The organism is Marinomonas polaris DSM 16579 (assembly GCF_900129155.1).
GTDB classification, from domain to species: domain Bacteria; phylum Pseudomonadota; class Gammaproteobacteria; order Pseudomonadales; family Marinomonadaceae; genus Marinomonas; species Marinomonas polaris.
The window spans coordinates 43,258-68,958 of the sequence record NZ_FQVF01000007.1; the positions used below are offsets into that span (position 1 = coordinate 43,258).

At 44.1% G+C, this 25,701-nt stretch carries 22 protein-coding genes; 8 read left to right on the forward strand and 14 right to left on the reverse strand.

From position 1 onward, the window contains the following. Window positions 1-25: 25 nt before the first annotated feature. The gene (locus BUA59_RS08575) at window positions 26-1,156 is read right to left on the reverse strand and encodes an MFS transporter (protein WP_072839306.1); all 1,131 of its coding nucleotides are present in this window, start codon (window positions 1,154-1,156) and stop codon (window positions 26-28) included. Between the two features lie 174 nt (window positions 1,157-1,330). Between BUA59_RS08575 and BUA59_RS08580 the strand changes: the two genes are divergently transcribed. The 3 genes from BUA59_RS08580 (at window position 1,331) to BUA59_RS08590 (ending at window position 5,332) form a co-directional block, all read left to right on the forward strand. Beyond that, the gene (locus BUA59_RS08580) at window positions 1,331-2,251 is read left to right on the forward strand and encodes an AraC family transcriptional regulator (protein WP_072839307.1); all 921 of its coding nucleotides are present in this window, start codon (window positions 1,331-1,333) and stop codon (window positions 2,249-2,251) included. Window positions 2,252-2,392: 141 nt separating this feature from the next. Then, on the forward strand, window positions 2,393-4,534 hold the full coding sequence (locus BUA59_RS08585; RefSeq protein ID WP_072839308.1) for a TonB-dependent siderophore receptor: 2,142 nt from the start codon (window positions 2,393-2,395) through the stop codon (window positions 4,532-4,534). A gap of 75 nt (window positions 4,535-4,609) precedes the next feature. Next, window positions 4,610-5,332 carry a siderophore ferric iron reductase gene (locus BUA59_RS08590; RefSeq protein WP_281251014.1) on the forward strand — a complete coding sequence of 241 codons (723 nt, stop codon included), beginning with the start codon at window positions 4,610-4,612 and terminating at the stop codon, window positions 5,330-5,332. Between the two features lie 77 nt (window positions 5,333-5,409). On the opposite strand, the gene BUA59_RS08595 is transcribed toward BUA59_RS08590, so the two are convergent. Beyond that, window positions 5,410-5,823 (reverse strand): winged helix-turn-helix transcriptional regulator, encoded by a 414-nt coding sequence (locus BUA59_RS08595; protein WP_072839310.1) that lies wholly within the window; start codon window positions 5,821-5,823, stop codon window positions 5,410-5,412. An 83-nt stretch (window positions 5,824-5,906) separates the two neighbouring features. Between BUA59_RS08595 and BUA59_RS08600 the strand changes: the two genes are divergently transcribed. Next, window positions 5,907-6,752: an SDR family oxidoreductase gene (locus BUA59_RS08600; RefSeq protein WP_072839311.1), complete on the forward strand. Its 846-nt coding sequence runs from the start codon at window positions 5,907-5,909 to the stop codon at window positions 6,750-6,752. Window positions 6,753-6,846: 94 nt separating this feature from the next. Here BUA59_RS08600 and gyrB read toward each other — a convergent pair whose 3' ends face one another. The 4 genes from gyrB to dnaA all read right to left on the reverse strand — a co-directional run bounded on the left by gyrB (window position 6,847) and on the right by dnaA (window position 13,156). Then, window positions 6,847-9,270 carry a DNA topoisomerase (ATP-hydrolyzing) subunit B gene (gyrB, locus tag BUA59_RS08605; RefSeq protein ID WP_072839312.1) on the reverse strand — a complete coding sequence of 808 codons (2,424 nt, stop codon included), beginning with the start codon at window positions 9,268-9,270 and terminating at the stop codon, window positions 6,847-6,849. Next, window positions 9,271-10,377 carry a DNA replication/repair protein RecF gene (gene recF / locus BUA59_RS08610; protein ID WP_072839313.1) on the reverse strand — a complete coding sequence of 369 codons (1,107 nt, stop codon included), beginning with the start codon at window positions 10,375-10,377 and terminating at the stop codon, window positions 9,271-9,273. Window positions 10,378-10,475: 98 nt separating this feature from the next. Beyond that, window positions 10,476-11,573, reverse strand: coding sequence for a DNA polymerase III subunit beta (gene dnaN, locus BUA59_RS08615; protein WP_011977840.1), 1,098 nt, complete (start codon window positions 11,571-11,573; stop codon window positions 10,476-10,478). Window positions 11,574-11,605: 32 nt separating this feature from the next. Then, window positions 11,606-13,156, reverse strand: coding sequence for a chromosomal replication initiator protein DnaA (gene dnaA / locus BUA59_RS08620; RefSeq protein ID WP_072839314.1), 1,551 nt, complete (start codon window positions 13,154-13,156; stop codon window positions 11,606-11,608). Window positions 13,157-13,668: 512 nt separating this feature from the next. Here dnaA and rpmH point away from each other — a divergent pair. The 4 genes from rpmH (at window position 13,669) to mnmE (ending at window position 17,478) form a co-directional block, all read left to right on the forward strand. After that, window positions 13,669-13,803 (forward strand): 50S ribosomal protein L34, encoded by a 135-nt coding sequence (rpmH, locus tag BUA59_RS08625; RefSeq protein ID WP_012072147.1) that lies wholly within the window; start codon window positions 13,669-13,671, stop codon window positions 13,801-13,803. 8 nt (window positions 13,804-13,811) lie between these two features. After that, a complete protein-coding gene (rnpA, locus tag BUA59_RS08630) occupies window positions 13,812-14,210 on the forward strand; it encodes a ribonuclease P protein component (protein ID WP_072839315.1) in 399 nt (132 codons plus the stop codon). 94 nt (window positions 14,211-14,304) lie between these two features. Next, entirely contained in the window at window positions 14,305-15,960 is a 1,656-nt protein-coding gene (gene yidC / locus BUA59_RS08635) for a membrane protein insertase YidC (RefSeq protein WP_072839316.1), read from the forward strand. Between the two features lie 138 nt (window positions 15,961-16,098). Then, the gene (gene mnmE / locus BUA59_RS08640) at window positions 16,099-17,478 is read left to right on the forward strand and encodes a tRNA uridine-5-carboxymethylaminomethyl(34) synthesis GTPase MnmE (RefSeq protein WP_072839479.1); all 1,380 of its coding nucleotides are present in this window, start codon (window positions 16,099-16,101) and stop codon (window positions 17,476-17,478) included. Between the two features lie 60 nt (window positions 17,479-17,538). Here the strand turns inward: mnmE and BUA59_RS08645 are convergent, their stop codons facing one another. From BUA59_RS08645 to BUA59_RS08680, 8 genes are all read right to left on the reverse strand, one after another. Beyond that, a complete protein-coding gene (locus BUA59_RS08645; protein ID WP_245813117.1) occupies window positions 17,539-18,942 on the reverse strand; it encodes a TrkH family potassium uptake protein in 1,404 nt (467 codons plus the stop codon). Further along, window positions 18,908-19,561: a potassium channel family protein gene (locus tag BUA59_RS08650; RefSeq protein WP_072839318.1), complete on the reverse strand. Its 654-nt coding sequence runs from the start codon at window positions 19,559-19,561 to the stop codon at window positions 18,908-18,910. Before BUA59_RS08650 ends, BUA59_RS08645 begins: the two co-directional genes overlap by 35 nt. Before the next feature lie 198 nt (window positions 19,562-19,759). Continuing rightward, window positions 19,760-20,449: a response regulator transcription factor gene (locus BUA59_RS08655; protein WP_072839319.1), complete on the reverse strand. Its 690-nt coding sequence runs from the start codon at window positions 20,447-20,449 to the stop codon at window positions 19,760-19,762. Then, a complete protein-coding gene (locus BUA59_RS08660; RefSeq protein ID WP_072839320.1) occupies window positions 20,446-21,516 on the reverse strand; it encodes a sensor histidine kinase in 1,071 nt (356 codons plus the stop codon). The genes BUA59_RS08655 and BUA59_RS08660 overlap by 4 nt, the downstream gene beginning before the upstream one ends. Window positions 21,517-21,648: 132 nt before the next feature. Then, window positions 21,649-22,806, reverse strand: coding sequence for a glycerate kinase (locus BUA59_RS08665; RefSeq protein ID WP_072839321.1), 1,158 nt, complete (start codon window positions 22,804-22,806; stop codon window positions 21,649-21,651). 55 nt (window positions 22,807-22,861) lie between these two features. Next, window positions 22,862-23,848, reverse strand: a complete 987-nt coding sequence (acuI, locus tag BUA59_RS08670) for an acrylyl-CoA reductase (NADPH) (protein WP_072839322.1) — start codon at window positions 23,846-23,848, stop codon at window positions 22,862-22,864. Window positions 23,849-23,936: 88 nt separating this feature from the next. After that, window positions 23,937-24,608 carry an acrylate utilization transcriptional regulator AcuR gene (acuR, locus tag BUA59_RS08675; RefSeq protein ID WP_072839323.1) on the reverse strand — a complete coding sequence of 224 codons (672 nt, stop codon included), beginning with the start codon at window positions 24,606-24,608 and terminating at the stop codon, window positions 23,937-23,939. Window positions 24,609-24,728: 120 nt separating this feature from the next. After that, window positions 24,729-25,607, reverse strand: a complete 879-nt coding sequence (locus BUA59_RS08680; RefSeq protein ID WP_245813118.1) for an AraC family transcriptional regulator — start codon at window positions 25,605-25,607, stop codon at window positions 24,729-24,731. Window positions 25,608-25,701 lie beyond the last annotated feature (94 nt).

The window sequence follows — 25,701 nt, forward strand, 5'->3', positions numbered from 1 at the left end:
CTAACAAGGTATTCGAATGCAACAGCTAACTGCCTCGCGTCATCCCAGCCAATCTCTGCCAACTAAACACCATTAATAACGCTAGAACCAATAAAAGATACGGAAACGCTGCGGCACTAAAGACCTCGATAATTGGCCCAGTTAACGACGGTGCCACCAAAGCACCTAATCCACAACACACAAAAACGTACCCCGTACGTTTGCCATTGAGCGCCATAATGCTGTTGGCATAGGAGAACAACATTGGAAAAAATGCCGAACATCCCAAACCCAACCACAAGGCAATCACCACTAACGAAGCATCGGAAAAAATCATCATCAAACTTCCGCTGAAACTCACCACCAGCAAACCATAGATACCTTGTCGGGGCGTAATCCAACGCAACAAAAATACCGAGAACAAACGACCCAACGACAAACTCACAAAGAACCAAGTAACCAAAATAGCCGCGGTATTTTGATCTTCACCAGACAGAACAGCATAAGTACTGATCCAACCAGCGATAGTTATTTCAAAACCCACATATAAGAAAATGACAGTTAGAAATGCCAAAAAAGTCGCTTTTTGTTTTGTCGCTGGCACTACTTCACTGGCTCGGACTTCGAAGGTTGGACTCGGTTGTCGCCATAACAACAACGGCAGAAGCAAAGCGTAAAGCGCCACCATCCAATAACCTGCGCCATAACCATGACCCGTCCACTGAGCGAACACCAAAATCAAGGGTGCAAGCATAGATCCAGCACTGTGACACAAATGTAAAATGGTGACATAAGAGCCAACTTTTTCTTTATGCAGCCACAGCATCATCATATTGCCACCCGCATTAGCCGATACTTCTGTCGCGCCTAGCAAGAAAAACAACACCACCAGCATCGACAATCCAGTCGAGAACGGCACCAGCACCAATCCGGTAATCATGCAGAGCAGCATTACGATAAGGTAATGATGACCTTGCCAGCGATCAAACATCCTCCCCGCCAACAAAGCGCCGAGAATATTACCTATGGCACGCGCAGTAAAAACAATTGAGATTTCAGCAACAGAGGCATCAATTAAGTCGGCCAAGTAAATCAAACTCGGTCCTAGCAAGCCCGCGACCGCGCCGACAGCAATAAACATGGCACAATACAGCGCAGTTCGAGTTAATTCATTCATCGGGCAACATCCATTTTAAATATTATTTTTGAATGGTATAAAGATGATTTTGATTTAATCACGCAACTTGATTAATTAATAGCCACCAATAACAAAATCTCTAACGACCATAGAATCGATTGGCATTAAAAATAAAATAGATAATAATGATTATTATTTTTCCTAAATCGACTTATGGCTAACCAAGACAGACTTACTCGTATAGAAAAGGTTTTAGACTACATCCACGAAAATCTGGATGAACCTATTCATGTCACTAGCTTGGCGGAAAAAAGCTGCTGGTCGCGCTGGCAGTTTCAACGAGTATTTGGTCAAGCAACTGGTCTTAGCGTTGCTCAATACATTCGGGAATTACGCTTAAGCAAAGCTGCAGAACTGTTACTATCAAGTAAAAATAGGCATGTAGATATTGCGATGCAATGTGGTTTTGATTCGGAAATAAGCTTCTCCCGCGCCTTTAAACAAATGTTCAACTGTACCCCTAGGGATTATCGACAACGTGGAAAACGTCATGGATTACGTACGCCACTACAATATAGATGCCCTAATAAAGCCCAGACAGAGACGCCAAAAACATTCACTCAAATACGTATTGAAAGTCGCGATGGTTTTCACATTCAAGGCAGATACGATTGGATTCGGGGACTATTTTCAGCTTCTCCGAATTTTTCAGAACGCGTTCCACGGCTTTGGTCTCAAGTTATTTCAGAAGTAAAGACAGTTACAAAAGGCTATCGTCCAATTGGCATAATAGACACTCAGGACCATGCCCAACATCCAGATCAAATGCTTTATTGGGCCGGGTACTTAGAGCCAATAAAAACATCATCCCCAACCATTTTTAGTGGCGCCAACCCATTTAATACCATTCTACTAGATACGGTGAAGGTTCCACTTCAAGAATACGCCGTCATTCCCGTTTATGGAAAATCTTCGGCAGTTGAAAAAGCACTAGAGTGGTTTATCTACCAATGGTTACCTGAGTCCAATTATTACGGAGTACAAGGTTACGAATTAGAAGTTTACGAGCCAGATTACGATCCAAACAGTCCTCAGAGCTATATGGAATATTGGCTTCCGATCAAGCCAAGATAGCTTTTATATAATCTAATCCAATGATTTCTTCCTCTCTCTTCCTCTTACTGAAGATGCACCAAAAAGTTAAGTTTTATATTTCCAATAAAAGTAGAATGATATTCATTATCAATATTGTTTTATTCTATTTCCGGAGTTAACATGAAACCGTCTGTGCATTTCCAACTCACTTTGCTTGCTTTAGCAATTACCTCAGTGCCGTCTTACTCTCTCGCAGCTGATACGTCAGAAGCAACAGATACAAGCTCAGAAGATCAATTAAGCGCATTAGTGGTAAAGGGGCAGACTTATCGAAATACAGCGACAAAAACCCAATTAGATCCAGAAGAAACACCCCAAGCTATTTCAGTGATTGAACAAAGCTCACTACAACAAAGAGGCACGGAAACCGTTGCGGAAGCTGTTCGATACACCTCAGGTATTAACACTGAATTACGTGGCGGAGCGGTAACACGATTGGATTTTTTTAATATCCGAGGGTTTGAAAATGACAAAGCCTATTATGACGGACTGCAATTACTCTATAACGATTGGAACCTACAACCACAAATCGATATGGCAGCGGTAGAACAAGTTGAAGTATTTAAAGGCCCGACCTCAACACTTTATGGCGCTATGCCTCCTGGGGGCATGGTGAACCTCATCAGTAAAACGCCTCAATCTGAAAGCCAACATAGTGTGGAAGTAACATTAGGTAGCGATAATAAACGCGAAACACAAATCGATAGTACTGGAGCGATTAACGACACAATGAACTATCGCGTCGTCGGTCTATTTCGTAAAAAAGACGGACAAGCTGTAACATCAGAAGAAGAACGCATCATGATAGCGCCATCTATTGATTGGAAAATCAGTGATGACACTATGCTTAACCTCAATCTGTATTATCAGAAAGATCCAAGCATGGGTATTTATTCTACCTTGCCATCAAAAGGAACCGTCTATAGCAGCACCAATGGAAAACTGTCTGCAGATGCTTATGCGGGCGACACAAACTGGGAAACCTACGACAGAGATGTACTTTTACTTGGCTATAAACTCGACCATAAAATAAATAATACTTGGAGCTTTCTTCAAAATGCTCGTTTCACTACAGCAAAAGTTTACCAAGAGAACACTTACTCTTCCTCTTTAGACAGTGATGAAAGAACTCTAAATCGTCGTGCTTACCTGACTGATGAAAAATCGGAAGGCATCAATATAGACAACCAATTTTCAGGCGTTTTTGATATTGGCAATGCCGAACATAATGTCTTGGTCGGCGTGGATTACCTCAAGCTCAAATCTGACGTTATATACGAAGATGCTGTAGCGCCTAGCATCGATCTATATAACCCAAATCACGACCAGATTATTAGAGATAACCTTGATTTTGCTGGGTCTGGTTACAGCAGCGATTTCACTATCGACAAAGAACAAACGGGCGTGTATCTGCAAGATCAAATACGCCTTGATCAGTGGGTCTTTATTGCCGGTGGCCGCTACGATCAATTTAAAGCAACTGAAAAGGGTCGTAAATACGGAAATATAACAAACACCAAAGTCGATCAGAGCCAATTTAGTGGTCGAGCCGGCGCACTGTATGAATTTGATAATGGCCTAGCGCCATTCATTAGCTATGCCCAAAGCTTCGAGCCTGTCACAGGCTCAGACAGCAAAGGAAAGACCTTTGATACTTCCACCGCAGATCAATGGGAAGCCGGCCTAAAATACAAAAAACGAGATATTACCGCCAGTGCGACCGCCTTTGAGATCACTAAACGTAATGTGCTTACCCGCGATCCAGACAGCACAGACTACAGCCAAAAAGTTCAAGTAGGAGAAATGCAATCTCGCGGTATCGAACTTGAGTTACAAAAAGAAATCACATCTGACATTACCGTAAAAGCCGCCTATACACTTCAAGACGTTGAAGTCACCAAAGACAACAGCGGCATAGAAGGTAATACGCCGGTTTGGGTACCCAAAAAGCAATTTAATACTTGGCTAACTTATACGCCAACCGAAGGAAGATTAGCCGGTACATCACTCGGTGCAGGCGTACGTTATGTTGGCCAAATGCAGCTCGACGCAGCAAATTCTAATACCGTACCGTCTTTTACCTTGGTCGATCTATCGATAGGTTACGACTTATCAATGCTGTCTGCGCAATGGCAAGGAGCCAGTGTCAGGTTTTCGATGAGCAACGTATTTGATGAAACCTATTACAGCTGCTACGACGAATCCAACTGCTGGTTCGGAGATGAAAGAGCCTTCGAAGTCAGTGCACGATATGAGTTCTAAACATTTCATAGCACAACTTAGCAGCAATACTAGAGGTATAGAAAAATCGAAAGGCCTATAGATCGTCTTTTCAACATTGCAAGATCTTACATTGCTGTGCTGGATGGGCAAGAAAGTTTGTCTGATAAAAAACAAAGCACGACAAACTTGTCAGCCAAAGAGCCAGGGCAAGCATTGCTTGTTTTACATGAAACACTACAAGAGGCGCACCCAGAAACGGGTGCGCCTTATTGGCGTATTCGATGTTGGGGGTTGGCTTGCTGGCAACCAATCTATCTGGCGATGATTTGCGTTTATCAGCTCAAAGCTGTGCCGTTGCGCTTGCAAGAAATAGAACAAAAGCAAAGTGGCGAGATGGTCGCTGGGTATTTTTTACCCGATGGAATGTGGCAAGAGGGAAGTCACAAGACGCTGATAAAAACAGCCAGTGAACAGCTCAATACGATGTTCCAATCCTTTGAAACAGCTCATGTTGATGCCTTTGGTGGAAGACCTGCACTTTATCAAGGTTTGCTTGCTGATCAGTTAATGAGTGCGTTAATTGCTATAAATAATTTGTTGCCCGATGAGCAAAAATACAACCTAGAAACGGATTTTCAACTTTGGGCGCAGGGGATGAATTTGCCATTAAAACCTCTTGCTGGTCTAAGTCAGCAAGAAACAGAAACACCTGTTTTTGTGCGTCATACTTGCTGCTTGCACTTTCGCCGTGACGGCGGAGAGCTCTGTACAAACTGCCCAAGACTGCACACAAAAAGCGCCAAACAAAAACAGCAAAATACAATTAATCAACGGTGATAAAGGTAAGTGATTATTATAAATAAGTAATTTAGTGTAAGTTCTCACTCTCAAATTTAAGCCTAATATATATACATTTAAGAAGCTAACTCTTCATTTCGTTGGGATTGTATAGCCAAAATATCGGTAATATTGTCTTCAATCCAATCAGCCAAACTAGCCACTCGAACGGACACTTCTAGCCCTAAATCCGTCAAACTATATTCCACATGAGGCGGTACCACAGGATAAGAAGTACGTAACACAAAGCCATCTAATTCCAAGGCTTGAAGAGTTTGCGCGAGCATCTTTTCACTGACACCCACAATCTTACGACGCAATTCACTAAAGCGCTGTGTGTCACCATCTTTAAGAGCAACCAACACCAACACACCCCAACGACTGGTGACATGTTTCAAAATATCACGTGAAGGGCATTTGTCTGAAAACACATCGCCTTTATCAAATAAGCGCGACATGCCGTTCTGTGAAGTTTGTAAATTATTTCCCATACTTACCTTTTTGTACGTACTTACTAAAAGTTTGTTAGTGATATATTCTACTTCCATCAACTTAAAACTCAAAGGAGAATATTATGATTTTAGTTACTGGCGCATCTGGCCAACTTGGCCGTTTAGTTATAGATAACCTTTTAAACACCACACCAGCAAACCAAATCGTGGCAGCGGTTCGTAACCCAGAGAAAGTCGTCGATTTAGCAGAAAAGGGCATTCAAGTTCGCAAAGCGGATTATAGCGACCTTGATTCTCTTGTTGCAGCAATGCAAGGCGTGGAAAAAGTACTATTAGTTTCTTCAAGTGAAGTGGGTCAACGTACTGCTCAGCACAGCAACGTAATCAATGCCGCTAAACAAGCTAGCGTCGCTTTGATTGCTTACACCAGTATCTTAAACGCGGACAAATCGCCTCTTATTTTGGCAAAAGAACACGTAGAAACAGAAAATCTGTTAGCGAAATCTGGCGTACCTTATGTACTACTTCGCAATGGCTGGTACTCAGAAAACTACACAATGGGCGTAGCAGGTGCACTAGAGCATGGTGTTGTGGGTTGTGCTGAAGATGGAAAACTGTCTACTGCAGCACGTGCAGACTATGCCGCAGCGGCCGCAGCGGTAGTTATTAAAAACGGACAAGCTGGCAAAGTATACGAACTAGCAGGTGACAACGCCTTCACTCTAAGCGAATACGCTGCAGCGATTAGCAAAGTATCAGGCAAAACCGTTGCGTACCAAAATGTTCCTGAAACAGAGTTCACCAAGATTCTTGTAAGTGTTGGCCTTCCAGAGGGCTTTGCAGCGGTTCTTGCCGATTCAGAAGCTGGCGCATCGAAAGGCGGCCTGTTCAGTGACAGCAAAGACTTATCAACGCTAATTGGCCGTCCTACGACGTCCATTGAAGACAGCATCAAGGCGGCGTTGTAAGTTTTTACACCTAAATTTGGGTATAAAAAATTAAGTATAAAAAAAGCGGTTAGAGCTTTCACTCTAACCGCTTTTTTATTGATTAAACTAAGACTTATATGTCTAGGTTCGCTACGTTCAAGGCGTTTTCTTGGATGAAGTTACGACGTGGTTCTACTTCGTCACCCATCAAGGTTGTGAACATTTGGTCAGCGGCAACAGCATCGTCGATGGTAACACGAAGCATGCGACGCGCTTCTGGGTCCATTGTGGTTTCCCAAAGTTGCTCAGGGTTCATCTCACCCAGACCTTTATAACGCTGGATAGTCATACCGCGAGACGCTTCTTTCATCAACCACGCTTTCATGTCGCTAATGGTGTGCACTGCTTCACGACGTTCGCCACGCTGGATAAAAGATTCTTCACCAAACAATTCAGCTACGGTTTCAGACATAGCAACAATACGTTTGTACTCTGGTGAGTTGAAGAAAGTGCCTTCAAAACGGTAACGGTTCGATACACCATGAGACATGATATCGACTACTGGTAAGTAGATATTACGTTCATCGTCTTTCTCTACAGAGAAGTCAAAACGGAAACCAGTACGAGCATCTTGTGGCATTTGGCTACGGATAGCTTCAACCCATTCCATAACCGCTGCTTCTTTGGTTAAATCTTCTTGTGTTAGCGCTTTGCAGTACAGAAGTTTACCCATTACATCTTTTGGATACACACGAGACAAACGTTCAACATCGGCTTCAATGTGAATGTAATCACGTACTAATTTCGCCAAATGCTCGCCTTGGATGCCTGGAGCATCTTCGTTAACGTGCATATGAGCGCCATCAAGTGCCACTTCGATTAGATGTTGATCCATCGCAGCTTCGTCTTTGATGTACTGTTCTTGCTTGCCACGTTTGATTTTAAACAAAGGCGGTTGTGCAATAAAGATGTGACCACGTTCGATGATTTCTGGCATTTGACGGAAGAAGAAGGTCAAAAGCAAGGTACGAATGTGCGATCCATCGACGTCGGCATCGGTCATAATAACGATGCTGTGGTAACGTAATTTGTCGGCGTTGAATTCGTCACGACCGATACCACAACCTAATGCAGTAATCAGGGTGCCAACTTCAACAGACGCCAGCATTTTGTCAAAACGGGCTTTTTCGACGTTCAAGATTTTACCTTTAAGAGGCAAAATAGCTTGCGTACGACGATCACGACCTTGTTTTGCCGAGCCACCTGCAGAGTCACCCTCCACTAGGTAAATTTCAGAAAGCGCTGGGTCTTTTTCCTGACAATCGGCCAATTTACCTGGCAAACCTGCGATATCTAACGCGCCTTTACGACGAGTCATATCACGAGCACGACGCGCTGCTTCACGCGCACGAGCCGCATCGATCATTTTGTTAACGATGATTTTGGCTTCGTTTGGTTTCTCTAGTAAGAACTCAGAGAAACGCTTAGTCATTTCTTGTTCTACTGCTGTTTTTACTTCAGAAGACACCAATTTATCTTTGGTCTGAGAAGAGAATTTCGGATCCGGTACTTTCACCGATACGATCGCGGTCAAACCTTCACGGCAGTCGTCGCCTGTTGTTGCCACTTTTTGCTTCTTCGCTAAACCTTCTTTCTCAATGAAAGTGTTTAGGGTACGAGTCAAAGCACCACGAAAACCAGCAAGGTGAGTACCACCATCGCGTTGTGGGATGTTGTTGGTGTAACAGTAGATGTTTTCTTGGAAGCCTTCGTTCCACTGCAATGCGACTTCTACGGCGATACCGTCTTCTAGGTCTTCGCGTTGGCAGATGAAGTGGAAAATATCGTTGATTGGTGTTTTATTAGTATTCAAATGCTCAACAAAAGAACGCAAACCACCGGTGTAGTTAAAGAAATCTTCTTTGCCAGAGCGCTCATCTTTGAGTCTAATCGCAACGCCCGAGTTCAAGAATGACAATTCACGTAGGCGCTTAGCCAAGATGTCATAAACAAATAAGATGTTGTTAAAAGTAGCAGGAGAAGGTTTAAAATGAACTGTTGTTCCCTTGCCGTCAGAGTCGCCAACAATAGCCAATGGTGCTTGTGGAACACCATGCACATATAACTGTTCGTAAACTTTACCGTTTTTACGGATGGTCAAAGTAAGCGCTTCAGATAGAGCGTTTACAACAGAAACACCTACACCGTGAAGACCACCGGAAACTTTGTATGAGTTATCGTCAAACTTACCACCAGCGTGAAGTACCGTCATGATAACTTCAGCGGCAGAAACGCCTTCTTCTTCGTGTATATCAACCGGAATACCACGGCCGTTATCCGAAACAGAAATCGATTCATCAGGGTGAATCAGTACTGTGATCGTGTCACAGTGACCAGCAAGGGCTTCATCGATGGAGTTATCCACGACTTCGAACACCATGTGATGCAAACCGGTGCCATCGTCAGTATCACCAATGTACATGCCAGGGCGTTTACGTACGGCATCTAGCCCTTTGAGCACCTTGATACTAGACGAATCGTATTTATTTTCACTCATTTAACTCTCCTGCAAACCTTTGCTCAATAAAGACAATTCACCATTAGTCATAGAAAACTGGCGAACGTCTGTTGTGTCGGCCCAAGTAAAATCCGTTGTGTCAGGCTCGACACTGGTAATAAAAATTTGGCTGTTTAATGACTCCAACAACTGACAAAGTTTCTGTCTGTGGTTAGCGTCCAACTCTGCTGGTAAATCATCCACTAAAAATACCAGAGGGCGACCCATATCGATCAGTAGCTGTCCTTGAGCAATTTTTAACGCGGAAACAACAAGTTTTTGTTGGCCACGAGACAGCGTATCTAACGCATCTCCCGTCGCCGTTTTCACTCGTAAATCTGCTCTTTGAGGGCCTGTGTGCGTATAACCTAACTCGATGTCTCGCTCACGTCCCGCTTCAACCGCCATTGCTAAATTTTTCTGTGCATCCCAGCCTTGAAAGAACTGCAAATTCACCGAAAGCTCTGTGGTTAATAGCGATAACACCTTCACAAAATGCGGTGTTAATTTTTCCACATACGCTTTGCGAGATTGATTGACTTGCTCACCCAGTCGGATCAATTCCTGATCAAATGCCGCCAATAAACTGAGGGATATTTTACCACGTCTGAGCAAGGTATTCCGCTGTTTTAATGCTTTTTGCCAGCCTCGCCACGCTTGAATGAAGTCTTTATCGAAATGAAACACCCCCCAGTCAATAAATTGGCGTCGAATGCTCGGAGAACCCTCTAATAATCGAAATGCATCAGGGTTAATGAGCTGTACTGGAAGACGTTCTGCAAGCTCAATAACAGATTGCGCACGCTGTCCTTGAATGCGGACATCAATTTGACCATCACGATAGCGCTGTAAGCCGACACGGATCGGACTACCATGCGTTTGTTGAAGCTGCGCAAAGACAATACAAGCCTCGTTTTCGTGTTGAATATAGGTCTTGTGCTTGTGACTACGAAAGGAGCGACCAAACGACAATAGGTGAATGGCTTCCAACACAGAGGTTTTACCGCTGCCATTTTTGCCAACAATCACATTTACTTGGGGCGAAGGTTCAAAGCGCACACTAGAAAGGTTGCGAACATGAGAGATGTCCAAACGCACCAGCGGCATAACTCTTAAACCTTAATTGGGGGAGGAAAGACAACCCACTTGGCATTTTAGAAAACTAAATCACCAAGCGGGTGATAGGTCTATCATCTAAGCGATGATTATAGACGCATCGGCATCACAACGTATTGTGCTGCGTGGCTTTGTGCTTCTTCGATCAAGGCACTGCTGTTCGAGTCGTTCAATGATAAACGCACTTCTTGAGAGTCTACGACACCCAATACGTCTAACAAGTAACCCACGTTGAAGCCCACTTCCATGTTGTCGCCTTGGTATTGCACCAATACGGATTCTTCGGCTTCTTCTTGCTCTGGGTTATTGGCAAACACTTGCAACATGCCGTTAGACAAAATCAAACGCACACCACGGTATTTCTCGTTGGAAAGAATCGATGCACGTAGAAATACTTGACGTAATTCCAAACGATCGGCAATGACAATTTTTTCATTATTACGAGGAATAACACGATGATAATCAGGGAATTTGCCATCAACTAATTTAGAGGTAAACACATATTCTGCTACTTTCGCGCGAATATGGTTTGTACCTATCGTTAGCTCAACTACTTCATCTGTATCATTTAGTAAGCGGTTTAGTTCCAAAACACCTTTGCGAGGCACGATAACTTGCGTTAAATCACCGCTCACTTGAGCATCTTCAACAGCTGTCGCCAAACGGTGTCCGTCAGTTGCTACAACTCGTAACTGACCGTCAGCCACTTCTAACAACATACCGTTAAGGTAATAACGCACATCTTGGTTCGCCATCGCAAAACCCGTACGGTCGATCAAACGACGTACGCTATTTTGTGCGATAGAAACCGTTAAATCGCCTTGCATATCTTGGATATTCGGGAATTCATCTGCTGGCAAAGTAGACAAGCTAAAACGTGAACGACCTGAACGAATAACCGCTTTTTGGTCATCCAAGGTGAATTCAATTACCGCACTGTCTGGTAAGCTTTTGCAAATGTCCATTAGTTTACGAGCTGGCACGGTAATACGGCCTTCTTCGCACTCATCTAATGGCACATGACCTACCAATTCTACTTCTAAGTCAGAACCGGTAAGCGTTAATAGTTGGTCTTTCACTTCTACCAACACATTGGCCAAGACAGGCATGGTTTGTTTGCGCTCTACAACGCCTGCCACTAGTTGAAGTGGCTTAAGAAGTGTCTCGCGGACGACTGAAAATTTCATTATTTTCCTCGTAAACTCAAAGTCTTAGACCATCAGGTGGTCAGAATTCGCATCAATTGTTTGTAGTCTTCACGAATATCAGAATCCGTATCTTGCAGTTCTTTAATCTTGCGAATCGCATGCAAGGCTGTCGTATGATCGCGGCCACCAAATGCATCGCCAATTTCGGGCAAGCTATGATTGGTCAATTCTTTTGCTAATGACATCGCCACTTGGCGAGGACGAGCAACAGATCGGCTACGACGTTTCGACAGCAGATCACTGATCTTAATTTTGTAGTATTCCGCCACAATTCGCTGGATATTATCGATGTTTACCAGCTTATCTTGCAAGGCCAAAAGGTCTTTTAAAGACTCGCGGACAAAATCTGGCGTAATTGCTCGTCCAGTAAAGTGCGAGTTAGCAATAACACGTTTTAGCGCGCCTTCTAACTCACGTACGTTTGAACGTATTTTCTGAGCGATAAAGAATGCAGAATCATAAGATAACTTGATACCACTTTCATCTGCTTTACGCATCAAAATGGCGACACGTGTTTCTAATTCCGGCGGTTCAATCGCAACAGTTAAACCCCAACCAAAACGCGATTTAAGACGATCTTCCAAACCTTGGATCTCTTTAGGATAGCGGTCACAGGTCAAAATCATCTGCTGACCACCTTCTAACAGAGCATTAAAGGTGTGAAAAAACTCTTCTTGCGTGCGGTCTTTGCCGGCAAAAAACTGGATGTCATCAATTAATAAAGCATCCACAGAACGATAATAACGTTTGAAATCGTTAATCGCGTTCAACTGTAGGGCTTTTACCATGTCAGCAACGAAGCGTTCAGAATGCAGGTAAACCACCTTAGCATTCGGATTATGACGCATCATTTCAGTACCAACGGCTTGCATTAAGTGAGTTTTACCCAAGCCAACCCCACCATATATAAAGAGAGGGTTGTAAGCACCGCCTGGATTCTCAGCGACTTGCAATGCCGCAGCATGAGCGAGCTGGTTGGATTTACCTTCGATGAAGTTATCAAAGGTAAATGAATTATTTAGATTCGCGCCGTGGTTAATACCACCCTCTACTTGTACTTTACGTTTGGGCGCCGTTAATGGCAGTTGGCCCTGTTCATAAGGTTCAAGCTCGCCACGCAATCCCGTACCCGACAAAGTTAATGGTGCTTCAAATTCAAGGTCAGCATTTGGGCTGCCTTCTTCGTCATCCATTAAGCCAAAACCCGGACGATAGCCAGATTCTCTAGCCACTTCATTATTTAAAGGGTTAATAGCCGGTTCACTTGAGACCGGGGGAGGTGGAGGAGACATCTGATTCGCTTGGGCAAAATTTTGAGCTTTCACCGCTAGCTTTAAAGCAGGTGCAAGATCATCACCAGCAAATTCAGACAATAATTCCTTTATGCGCGTTTGATATTTGTTACTCACCCAATCCAACACAAAACGGTTTGGTGCACTTAGGCACAATTCTCCATTCGGCATCATTTCAGCCTGCAATGGACGAATCCAGGTGTTGAACTGAGATGTGGAAAACTCACCCTGCAAGCGCTGCAGACAAAGATTCCAATGCTCCAAAGACACTGTAGACGTACTCCCTGGTTGAGTGACAGACAAGGAGCGGATTTTACATCGGGCCCTTAAAGTTATCCACACATAATTAGAAAAAAACGTAACTCATAGGTTAATAGCAGAAATGTTAATAACACATGAGGTTATGCACAGCGGTAGATAAAAAAATATTATGTGCATAACCACACTACTTACACACATGTTAGTGGCAGTTTATTTTAACCTTACCCACAAGTGGAAAAGTTTTTATCGTTTTGATTTTTATACACATAAATTAATAAAAACCCTCCCTTGTGGATAAGATAATTTTATAAAATATTCTTTATCCACCAGTGAGGTAGAAGTCTGTGTGTAAGTGTTTAATGGATTGTGTAGCTATTTTTTTATTAATTAAGCTGTGCTAAGCATTGAATTTACTAAGGAAAGGCTCTAAAATCCGCGCCCTGATTTGACCAATCAAATGTAGAGGCTTGGCGGTCGCTAACCCTCAAAACTCAAACACTGCATTCAGTGAGAGAATTAAGATGAAAAGAACTTTCCAACCTAGCGTTCTAAAACGCAAACGCAATCACGGTTTCCGTGCTCGTATGGCTACTAAAGGCGGACGTCAAGTTATCGCTCGTCGTCGTGCTCGCGGCCGCAAGGTTCTAAGCGCATAAGTACGCTGATGAACGAATATTGTTTTCCTCGGCATGTCAGACTTCTGAATGCCGGGGATTATCAATCTGTCTTTAACGACACCTCCTCCAAAGTCTTCGCAGGCGAATTCCTTTTATTGGCACGAAAACGAGATGATGACCAAACTCGGTTGGGTCTTATTGTGTCTAAGAAAACGGATAAACGCGCGGTAGGCAGGAATCGTATCAAACGTTTGGTGCGTGATTCCTTTCGTCACCACAAAATCCCTCTTTCAGGTCTTGATATTGTCTTCTTAGCACGACAAGGTATTAAGGAACTGGAAAACGCCGATTTGCACAACCGTCTCGACAAAGCATGGGATCAGTTGGCAAAAAAAGCTCTAAAACCTACTCAAAATAAAAAACGCGATCAATCTAGACAGAAATAGGCTGAAAAAACTGCCAAAGGCTGGTTTAATAGCGCGTGATTTTTATAAGGGTTCTGTGAACCTATTGTCCAACCAAACAAATTAGTTGAATACCATGGATTTCAGACGTTACTTTTTATGGGGTGCGCTTTTTATCAGTGGCTACCTACTGTTTTTACAGTGGAGCCAAGATTATGGTCCTCAGTCCACTCAAAGCGTAGCTCAAAGCACACAGTCTCAATCTGAGACAAACTCTCAAATGAGCGATGATTTGCCTATGGCAACTCAAAGCACAAGCGAAGCCAATGCCGAAATTCCGCAAAGTGTGACAAAAATCGCACCGGGGAAATTGATTGAAGTAACAACCGATACCCTTCGTGTTGCGATCAATCCTGTCGGTGGTGACTTAGTTGAAGCTGCTCTTCTTCAATACAAAAAAGAATTAGGCCAGCCTGATCCATTTGTCATCTTAGAAGATGGCAGCGAGCGCACTTATGTGACTCAAAGTGGTTTAGTTGGTCAAGATGGTCCAGACGCTTCTCCTGAAGGTCGTCCAGTTTACCAATCTGAAAAAACGGCTTACACCTTAGCTGATGGTGAAGATTCTCTTGATGTGAATCTGTACTACACTGATGCAAAAGGCGTGAAATACACGAAAACCTTCCGCTTTATGAAAGGTAAGTACCGTATTCGCCAATTGATCACGGTAGACAATACGTCATCAAGCACTTGGCGCGGTAACTTATTTGCGCAGATCAAACGTGACAACACACCAGATCCAAGCAAAGCGACTAGCATGGGCTTACAGCCTTACCTAGGTGGCGCGATTTCTGATGAGCAAACGAAATACACCAAGGTTTCTTTCTCTGACATGAAAGAAGACCCTATCAAAACAACCACTACCAAAGGTTGGGTTGCGGTACTTCAGCATTACTTCGTTTCTGCTTGGATTCCGGAACAGGGCCAAAAAGTAACCTTGCAAGCTCGCACTAATGGTGACTTTAACATCATCGGTTTTACTGGCACGCCAGTTGAAATAGCACCGGGTAAACAAGGTACGTTGAGCTCGACTTTCTATGTTGGTCCAAAATTACAAGATCACCTAGAAAGCACAGCAGAAAACCTTGATCTAACCGTTGATTACGGCTGGTTATGGTGGTTGGCTAAACCGCTTTTCTGGTTGCTAACATTGATCCAGTCTTTCGTTATCAACTGGGGTATTGCGATTATCTTGATCGTGGTTTGTGTAAAAGCTGTTTTCTTCAAGTTATCAGCGGCAAGCTACCGTTCAATGGCGAAAATGCGTAAATTCGGACCTGAAATTGCCAAGCTGAAAGAAAAGCATGGTGACGACCGTCAGAAGATGTCGCAAGAAATGATGGCGCTTTACAAGAAAGAGAAAATTAACCCCTTGGGTGGTTGTTTACCTATCTTGGTTCAAATGCCAGTTTTCCTTTCGTTGTACTGGGTATTGATGGAATCCGTTGAATTGCGCCATGCGCCATTCTTCCTATGGATTCACGATTTATCAGTGATGGACCCATTCTTTATCCTGCCAATTTTGATGGGTATTAGTATGTTTGTTCAACAATCACTTAACCCAACGCCTCCAGATCCAATGCAAGCTCGAATCATGAAGATTATGCCAGTCGCATTCTCCATCTTCTTCTTGTGGTTCCCTGCAGGTCTAGTTCTATATTGGGTAACGAACAACACCTTATCCATATTGCAACAGTATGTGATTACAAAACGCATCGAAAGAGAAGTCTGATACTCAACAGGCTTAAGTTTCGATTAAAAAGGCTTCCCATTGGGAGGCCTTTTTTACGTTTAGATTGCCATGCTTGTCTTGCTAACGGACAATGACAGCAACCTCTATTTATTTTCTTTTATCGCACAGAGTTTGATTATGACCGATTTCCAATACGCCACAGACCAAGACACGATTGCCGCACAAGCCACCGCTCCTGGCCGAGGTGGCGTAGGGATCATTCGTTTATCCGGCCCAAAAAGCCTTGCTATCGCTAAGCAAATTGTCGGCTTTGAACCTAAACCACGTTATGCCCATTACGTGCCTTTCAAAACGACGGATCAAGAACAACTCGATGAAGGCATCGCCTTATATTTTCCAGGGCCAAACTCCTTTACTGGCGAAGATGTCTTTGAACTACAAGGCCATGGCGGCCCCGTTATTATGGACATGCTGCTTAGCCACTGTGTGGCGCTTGGCGCACGTTTAGCGCGTCCGGGGGAATTCTCCGAACGTGCTTTCATGAACGACAAAATGGACTTAACCCAAGCAGAAGCCATTGCCGACTTGATCGACAGTACGTCAGAGCAAGCGGCTAAATGCGCGTTACGCTCCTTACAAGGCGCTTTCTCGAAACGTGTTGACGAGCTGGTTGAAGCCTTGATTCACCTACGTATTTACGTGGAAGCAGCGATTGATTTTCCAGAAGAGGAAATCGACTTCATCGGTGACGGCAAAGTCGCCGCGGAACTGGCTGGCATTCAAATTAAACTGGCAGAAGTACTCAAAGAAGCCAACCAAGGCGCCTTGATTCGCGAAGGTATGAACGTGGTTATTGCAGGGCGCCCAAATGCTGGTAAATCCAGCTTGTTAAACGCCTTATCTGGTAAAGAATCCGCTATTGTCACCAATATCGAAGGAACTACTCGTGACGTGTTGCGCGAACACATTCATCTAGACGGTATGCCGCTACACATTATCGATACGGCTGGCTTACGCGACAGCCCAGACGAAGTAGAGCGCATTGGTATTCAGCGCGCATGGGACGAAATCAGTAAAGCAGATCGCATTCTAATGATGGTCGACAGCCAATCGATAGATTCAAAAGACCCAAGCGAAATCTGGCCAGAATTCATGGAAAAACTCGGTGATACCAAACACCTAACTTTGGTGCGTAACAAAGTCGACTTAACCAAAGAAGGCACGGGTATTGAAATGGTCTCAGGCATCTCTGTTGTCTCTCTATCGGCAAAAACAGGCGAGGGCGTTACTGATTTAACTGAACATCTAAAAGCCGTCATGGGCTTCGACAGCACGACTGAAGGTGGTTTTATCGCCCGTCGTCGCCATATCGAAGCACTTAACAAAGCCAACCGCTTTTTAGAAGCAGGTAACGAGCAACTCCACGGCTACGGCGCAGGGGAGTTGCTGGCTGAAGATCTAAAAGAAGCCCAACAAGCCTTAAGCGAAATCACCGGCGCCTTCACCAGCGACGACTTGCTAGGCCGCATCTTTGGCTCGTTTTGTATTGGGAAGTGATAAACAAGTAAAAAAGCATTCGAGCTCTAAACCATAAGGTTTAGAGCTCGAAAAAGCCTCTTAACCCACGGTCATTTTGACTTTCGGGTAGCGGACTTTTTTGCTTCTTGGGCTGGCGAGGAAGTAGGCGAGCGTCAGTGGCCCAAGGCGGCCGATAAACATCAAGAAGATGATGATGCCTTCCCCTGTGTTACTCAAGGAACCGGTTAACCCGCGAGAAAGGCCAACAGTACCCAATGCCGATACGGCTTCGAACACCACGTCGATCATCTGTGCGTGTTTTTCACTCACCAATAATACGAATATTGCCAACCAAGTGACACCGATGGACATCATACTCAAGGCCAGAGCTTTGCTGATCACTTCCTTAGGAATTTCGCGTTTAAACACGTTTACTTCTTCATCACGTCGCAAGTAAGCGTAAGTTGCTAAGACCAGCAGCATAAAAGTCACAACCTTGATGCCACTAGCGGTACTCAATGACCCACCACCGATGAACATCAGCACTAACATCAACGATGTCGTGGCGTCTCTTAGTTCTTCAATGGCAAGAGTATTAAACCCCGCCGTGCGCGGGGTAACCGCTTGAAACCAAGAAGCCAGCCACTTGCCAGTTTCGCTCAGTGGACCAAGAGTATTGGGATTGCTGTATTCAATAAAATAGATGGCAAGCAAGGCAACAAGGTTAATGACAATGGTGCCGGTAATCATCATTTTGCTGTAGGGCGAAAGTCTCGCCCAGCGACGATTTTTCATCAGATCAATCCATACGGAAAAACCCAAACCACCAATGATGAACAAACCACTGATGGTAAAATTCACGATAGGATCGGCCACGTAAGGCATTAAGCTCTCTGAGGACAACGCAAATCCAGCGTTATTAAAGGCGCTGATGGTGTAGAAGAAACCATGGAATAAACTGGTTTTCCAACCCAAGGTTTCACTCCAATGTATCGCGAGAATTAATATACCGGTGACTTCTACGATCAAGGAAAACAGCAATACCGACTTGGCGGTAGAAACGATGCTAGAGGCGTCAGTTTGATTGAATGCTTCAATGGCTACAGTGCGCTGCAAAAAGCCAATACGGCCGCCCAGCGCGACGAGAGTAACGATAGCGAAGGTCATTAAGCCAAGACCGCCACATTGAATCAAAATCGCAATCACGACTTGCCCAAACGTAGTAAAAGCAGTGCCTGTATCCTCTACAACTAAGCCTGTCACTGTGACCGCAGACGTGGCAGTAAAAACACTATGCAGCCAGGAAATCGATTGTGTGGTGGCGATCGGTAATTTAAGCAGCAAGCTACCGATGGTAATCAGCATTAAAAAACCACCACATAAAATCAAAGGTGGCGCCGCCATGATTTTTTTCGCCGCTTTTGGATGACGCTCTATGGCGGTAACCGCAGGATCCCAATTCACCATCTCAAGCCAGCCTTGGTGCAATATGTTTAAGTTCACTGCGAGGGCCACACAACAGCAAGATGTCTTTTTCTTTTAGAACAAACTTTTTGTCTAACTGCAAAAAAGTCTCTTGCTCTCGTTTGACCATCACAGCATCGACTTTTCCCTTTGCTGGGTCCAGAACATCACCAAGAGGACGTCCGTCTAGCTGTGGTTTGATATGAATCTCCACCACGTACAAACCATGTCCAATAGACAAATAATCGTTCACCATCGGGTAATTCAGTGCCTGAGCAACACGCACACCCATTTCTTCTTCTGGATGAATAATACGTGCCACGCCAAGTTTAGAGACAATAGTGTGATGGGCGCGGCTACTGGCTTTGACCCAGATCTCTTTCACGCCGATCTTTTTCAGCGCCAAGATGCACAACAGGCTGGATTCCATGTCTTCGCCAATAGCCACCAGCACTGCATCGCTGTTGATCAGGTCGAGCTCTTTTAACGCGTTTTCATCGGTGGAATCGCAAATCATCACTTGGGTGAAATCATCAACGTACTTTTCAGCAATTTTTGCGTCTCGATCTACACCCGTTACCGTATGACCTAAATAAATTAGCTCCATGCTTGCCGAAACCCCAAAACGCCCTAAACCAATCACTGTAAAATGCGCCATATTGATTACCTTTTATTTATGCCTTTTAAGAGTCTTTTAACATTTTTGATGAATTGAGACCTTTGCACGAAGTCACGAGCGAAGCCAAGACGAGGCAAAAATAGACGAAAAAGCGGAGTTTATGGGTTATAAATAAGCATTTTGAGTCTATTTTTAACAAAGTATTGGCAAGCACAGTAGTCGTGCAAAAGTCTCAGATTAACTGCCTGATAACAATCGATAACCCAGACCAGGTTCCGTTTTAATAACACGCTGATCATTGGCATTATCGTTGAGCTTTTTGCGCAGCTGGCTAACTAAAATCCGCAAATAATGCGAGTCTCGGGTATGAGTCACGCCCCAAATTCTGGCCAGTAATTCTTCTTGCATCACCAGCTTGTCTGGCGTGGTCATCAGCATGCGTAAAAAGGCGAATTCCTTCTTAGTTAGCGCCAAGGGGGAACCTTGTAACCAAGCCTGATTGGTGCTGATTTCTAGCTTAATATCTTGGGTTTCTAGGACATCTACCGGTGAGTGGGTATTCACTAAATCCCGTAACAAGACTTTCACTCGAACAATTAATTCGCGAATGCCGAAGGGTTTGCTCAGGTAATCATTCGCTCCTGCTTCAAGCAGACGAATTTTTTCATCCTCTTCATCCCGAGCTGTCAGAATCAAAATAGGTGTATTGCTGATGGCTCGCACATAGTTGACCAAATCCATGCCGTCGCCGTCAGGCAAGCCTAGATCCAATACCAACAAATGCGGTGAATCTTGTTCAATCACGTGCTTTGCAGCGGCGATGGATTCCGCACCAAGATACTCAAAACCTTCTGCTGCTAATGAAATACGAATGAAGGTATGGATTTGTGGCTCGTCATCGACCACCAAGATTTTATAAGAGGTCATGATGCGTTACCTTTTCCGTTAATTGACACCTCAATGCACGCAGGAAGGCAGATCCGAATTAGGCAGCCTTGTGCAACAGGAACGGATTGAATAGAACCATGGTGAGCTGCAATAATGCCTTTTGATACCGCCAGACCCAAACCTGTGCCGCTGTCATTTCTCTTGAAAGAGTCGACCGAATAAAACAGTTCAAAGATGGTTTCAGACTGGGCAGAGCTGATACCATCCCCTTGATCTCGCACATCAATAACAACCTGAGAGCACTTATTATCTGTGCCTAATATATTTATTGAAATGATTACAGCTTTATCTATTGGAGAGTATCGCAAGGCATTATCGATAACGTTAAAAATTGCCTGCTGAATAAGTGAAGCACTCACCGAAATCAGTGGCAGCTTGTCATCTATTTGCAGAATTAAACGATATTTTTGCTGACTAAAACGATCCATAACATGATGTATAATGGCAACGGCAGATTGCTCAGACATTTTTGGGACAACCACGCCATGGTGCAGTTTTGTTGCTTGCAGTAAGTTCTCAATGTATTGATGAAGACGATGACTTTCGATGGTGGCGCTGTCTAGCAGCTCTTGCTTTTCCTGCTCCGAGAGCTTATCCATGTATTCTTTTAAAGTACTCAAGGTGCCAATGATGGTCGACAGTGGCGTGCGTAGATCATGAGAAACCGACAATAAAATACTGTTACGCAGCTGCTCTTGTTTTAATTGGTTTTGCTGATGTTGATATAACTCTGCCAGCTTACTGGTGATTACCGCCACCAGCAGAAATACCAGTAAATTCACCATATCATCGCCATTAAACATCTCTAATGAATAACGCGGCACGGTAAAAAGGAAGTTAAAGCAAAGCGCTTCAAACAGCGCCACGCCATACACCCAACGAGAACGACAGGATAAAGCGACTACCACCACCGCCAGCTGCAAAATCAGCAAAACGGCAATATTGGACCCAAGCCAAATATCCAATCCATAACTGATCAGCAAAGCCGTGCTAACAGCAAGCACGGCTAAATAGTGAGAAGGGATTGTTGGTGTTTTCATTTTCATTATGTCGCTTGTCTACGCCTTTTAAGTAAGGAAGAGCACAAGCAAGACTGTAGCAAAGGGCGCAGAGATTGGCGCGTAAAAAAACCGTAACGTTTTCATTAGGCCATCACATTGATTAGACAGCCACATTAATTAGCTCATCAAACGACCGAATTGAATAGCAGCGGCGATGTTTCGTGATGAGTTGATTAGATTACTTTCAGCTTGAGCCAAGACATTATCCAAACTATCGAGCGCCGGAATAATGGGAAATATCGCCAACATTCCGTGAGCCAAAATAGCCTCAGCGTCTTTACCCAAACTACCAGCAATACCAATGGTTGGAACCCCATTTGCGTTGGCTTGTTTCAGTACGCCCATGGGTGTTTTGCCAAAGACAGTTTGGCCATCTATTCGACCTTCGCCAGTGATGACTAAATCGGCATTTTGTAGCTTGTCAGCCAAACCAACGGTTTCCATGACAATCTCGATACCGGGCTTTAGAGTCGCATTAAGAAACACTTTTGCGCCCAAGCCCATGCCACCAGCCGCACCAGCGCCAGGATCGAGTCGATGATCAGCAAAACCATTCTGCACTAAGACATCCGCAAAGTGCTCGAGTGTTTTATCTAACAAGGTCACCATTTCTGGCGTTGCACCTTTTTGTGGGCCAAAAATAGCGGAAGCACCACGTTCGCCACATAACGGATTATCAACATCACAGGCAACATCGAAGCGGCATTCGGCTAGAAGAGGGTGAGCTTGGCTCACATCAACCTGACTCAATTGAGCGAGCGCCATACCGCCAAAGGGCAGTTCTTGATGGTTATCGCCTTGGAATTGAATGCCCAATGCTTGCGCCAAACCCACGCCCGCGTCATTGGTGGCACTGCCACCTAATCCTAGAACAATGTGTTTAATGCCTCTATCTAGGGCATCTTTGATCAATTCACCGGTTCCGAAGCTAGTGGTGTAAAGTGGATCACGCTGATCTCGTGGCACCAAATGCAACCCTGAAGCGGACGCCATTTCAATCACAGCGGTGGACGATGTTTGACCTTCTACCGAGCCTAAAATACCGTATTGCGCCATGACCCTATTGCCCAGCGGTCCAGTCACTTCAAGGTCAACTAAATGCCCTTGAGTCGCATCAACCATAGATTGCACCGTGCCTTCACCGCCATCGGCCATCGGGACTTTGATGTATTCCGCGTCAGGGAATACCTGACGAAAGCCCGCTTCAATCGCATTCGCTACTTCCAGCGCGGTTAAACTTTCTTTAAAGGAATCCGGTGCAATCACAATCTTCATAGTCAATCCTTGCTGCTGGTAAAATAAGTCTCGTCGATGAAATAGCAAAAGCGGGTTATTGAGCTTTTATATTAACCAATACTCGACCACGTACCTTTCCATCAAGCAATTTATAGGCCGTTTCTACTACGTCTTCCAAGCCAATTTCTTCACTGATGCTGTCAAAGTCTTCTGGTTGCAACAGTTCGCTTAAGCGTTGCCACGCTTCAATACGGTCTGCTAAGGGTCGCATGACGCTGTCAATGCCGATAAGTTTGACGCCGCGCAAAATGAACGGCGCAACAGAAGCAGGGAAGTCCATACCTTGAGCTAGGCCACAAGCGGTTACCACGCCACCGTATTTTGTACTTGCACAGGCGTTGGCTAAAGTGTGACTACCGACACAATCGATGACGCCAGCCCAACGCTCTTTCTGCAAAGGTTTACCAGGCTCGGAAAGTAACTTTCGATCAATGATCTCGCTCGCGCCAAGACTTTTCAAATAGTCGCTTTCTTCCATTCGTCCAGTTGAGGCAACCACGTGATAACCAAGACGATTCAGTAGACGAATGGCAAAACTACCAACACCTCCGTTGGCGCCAGTGACTAGAATTTCACCAGAATCAGGTGTAACACCTTGTTTTTCAAGGGCAAGTACTGACAGCATAGCGGTATATCCCGCTGTACCTATTGCCATAGATTGTTTAGCATTTATACCTTTTGGCAGCGGAATAAGCCAGTCACTTTTGAGTCGAGCTTTTTGTGCAAGCCCACCCCAATGCACTTCTCCAACGCCAAAGCCATTCAGTATGACAAAATCACCTTCAGAGAAGCGATCAGAGTCGCTTTGCAAAACTTCACCGACTAAATCGATTCCAGGCACCATAGGAAAAGAACGTACAACAGGAGACTTACCTGTGATAGCTAAGCTATCTTTGTAATTTAACGTGCTGTAATGTACTGCGATGAGAACATCACCTTCGGGTAGCTGATCTTCCTGTAGCTCAACCACGGATGCAGAGCTTTTTTTCTCTTCTTGGGTGATCAATAAACCTTTAAACATAAATCCTCCGATTTTAGACCGTTCGTCTAATAAAACTGTCATCTAATGAATAGCTAAAAAGCCAAGTATCAATACTTGGCTCAAGTCATTAACGTGTTTTTACTTGAATCGCTTGGGTGAAAAAATTCATAAATAAGCTTAGTGGTTGAATGCTTTTTACCAATCTTGCACGATGAACCGCGCCTTCCCAGCCAATCCAAAATGCCTGAGACGTCTCTTCAATACTGCCTTGTAGATCAATTTCACCTTGTTTTTGGCTTTCTAATAAACAGGTCGCAACTCGTGCTTGCCAACTTTGATAGGTCGCTTGTAATTGCTCTCGAAATGCTTCGGATAACAGGCTAGATTCTTGTTCCAAATTGCCAACTAAACAGCCACGTTTGAATTCATGACGGACAATGCCGTCTTGGGCGTCTTGAGCGAAACGCTGTAATCGTTCTAGCGGAGAAAATGCCTCATCGAACAAAAAACCATCTAACTTAGCTTCGAAATAACGGCGATAGCGCTCTAAAACGGCCAAACCAAAGGCTTCTTTACTAGAAAAGTAATGATAGAAAGACCCTTTTGGCACACCAATAGATTTTAAAATCGGATCAATGCCACTGCGGGTGAAACCAGATTCCGTCAGTATCAGCATACCTGCACGTAACAGAGCTTCTCGAGTATCCAAAGCGTCTGCTGACGGCTTTTTAGGTCGACCACGACGAGGTTTATTAGGCAAGTTCACAGTGGTATTTGGTTCATCAAGGACAGGGAGCAAGTATTTATACCTAGGCAATAAAATACGATAGGTATTAATTTAGACCACTCGTCTATTTAATTCAATGACTTAAACTCAAAGACGTTAATTCAAGGGAGTTAATTGAAGAACTTAAAAGTCTTATATCACTGCATCTTCTCTCAGTTTGTCTTTTGTCGGTGGCGCGCCGAAGTAGCGCTTATAGTCTCGACTAAATTGATGCACGCTTTTATAGCCAACTTCTAAAGAAATCTGACTGACATTTAGATGACCTTGATTCAATAACATTTGTGCTTTTAAAAGACGCAAACGCTTCAAATACTGCAGAGGAGAAGATCCTGCGATATTTTTAAAGTGATGGTGAAAACTGGAAACACTCATGTTGGCGTCTTCAGCGAGTTGCTCAACACGAACTTCTTGATCCAACTGCTGATGTAACTGCTTAAGAGAGTTCACTATCAATGAAAAACGCCCTTGGTTTAACACTAAAGCGCGTAAAGCATCACCTTGTGGGCTTTGTAAGGCTTCAAAAATGACCTCTCTAACTCGACTTTGTCCCATGATTTTTGCGGTATACGGATCATGTAACGCTTTGATAAGGCGAGACACAGATTCAATCATGTCATCACTCATTGGGACGGATGACATAGGAAAATGAGATACAGATGGGTTTAACGTCTCTTCAGAAGAAACAGAAACTAACTCGGATAATAAAACAGGGTCTATATCGATAGAGACGCCTAAAAGCGGTTCTTGTTGGCTTGCAAAGGTTTCGCATTCGAAAGGCAAGGGCAAGGTTTGCACCAAGTAATGTCCAGAATTGTAGTGAATTTCGCGGTCGCCTAAATAGCCAATTTTTCGACCCTGAACAATAATAGTGAGTCCTGGCCGATAAATAAGCGGCATTCGAGGTAATGATTTTGCGCACTTCATTAGACGAACATTGGCAATCAAGGTATCGCAGAAGCCATCCTCGCTCACTAGAGGTTTGATCAAATCTACTAAATTTCTATCGCTCATCTTTGATCCACCCATCTATAAAAATCAATGGGGTTATTATGCATACAAGATTGTGTAGGAAAAGTTAAGTTTCACTAATTTGGAGAAATAGGCA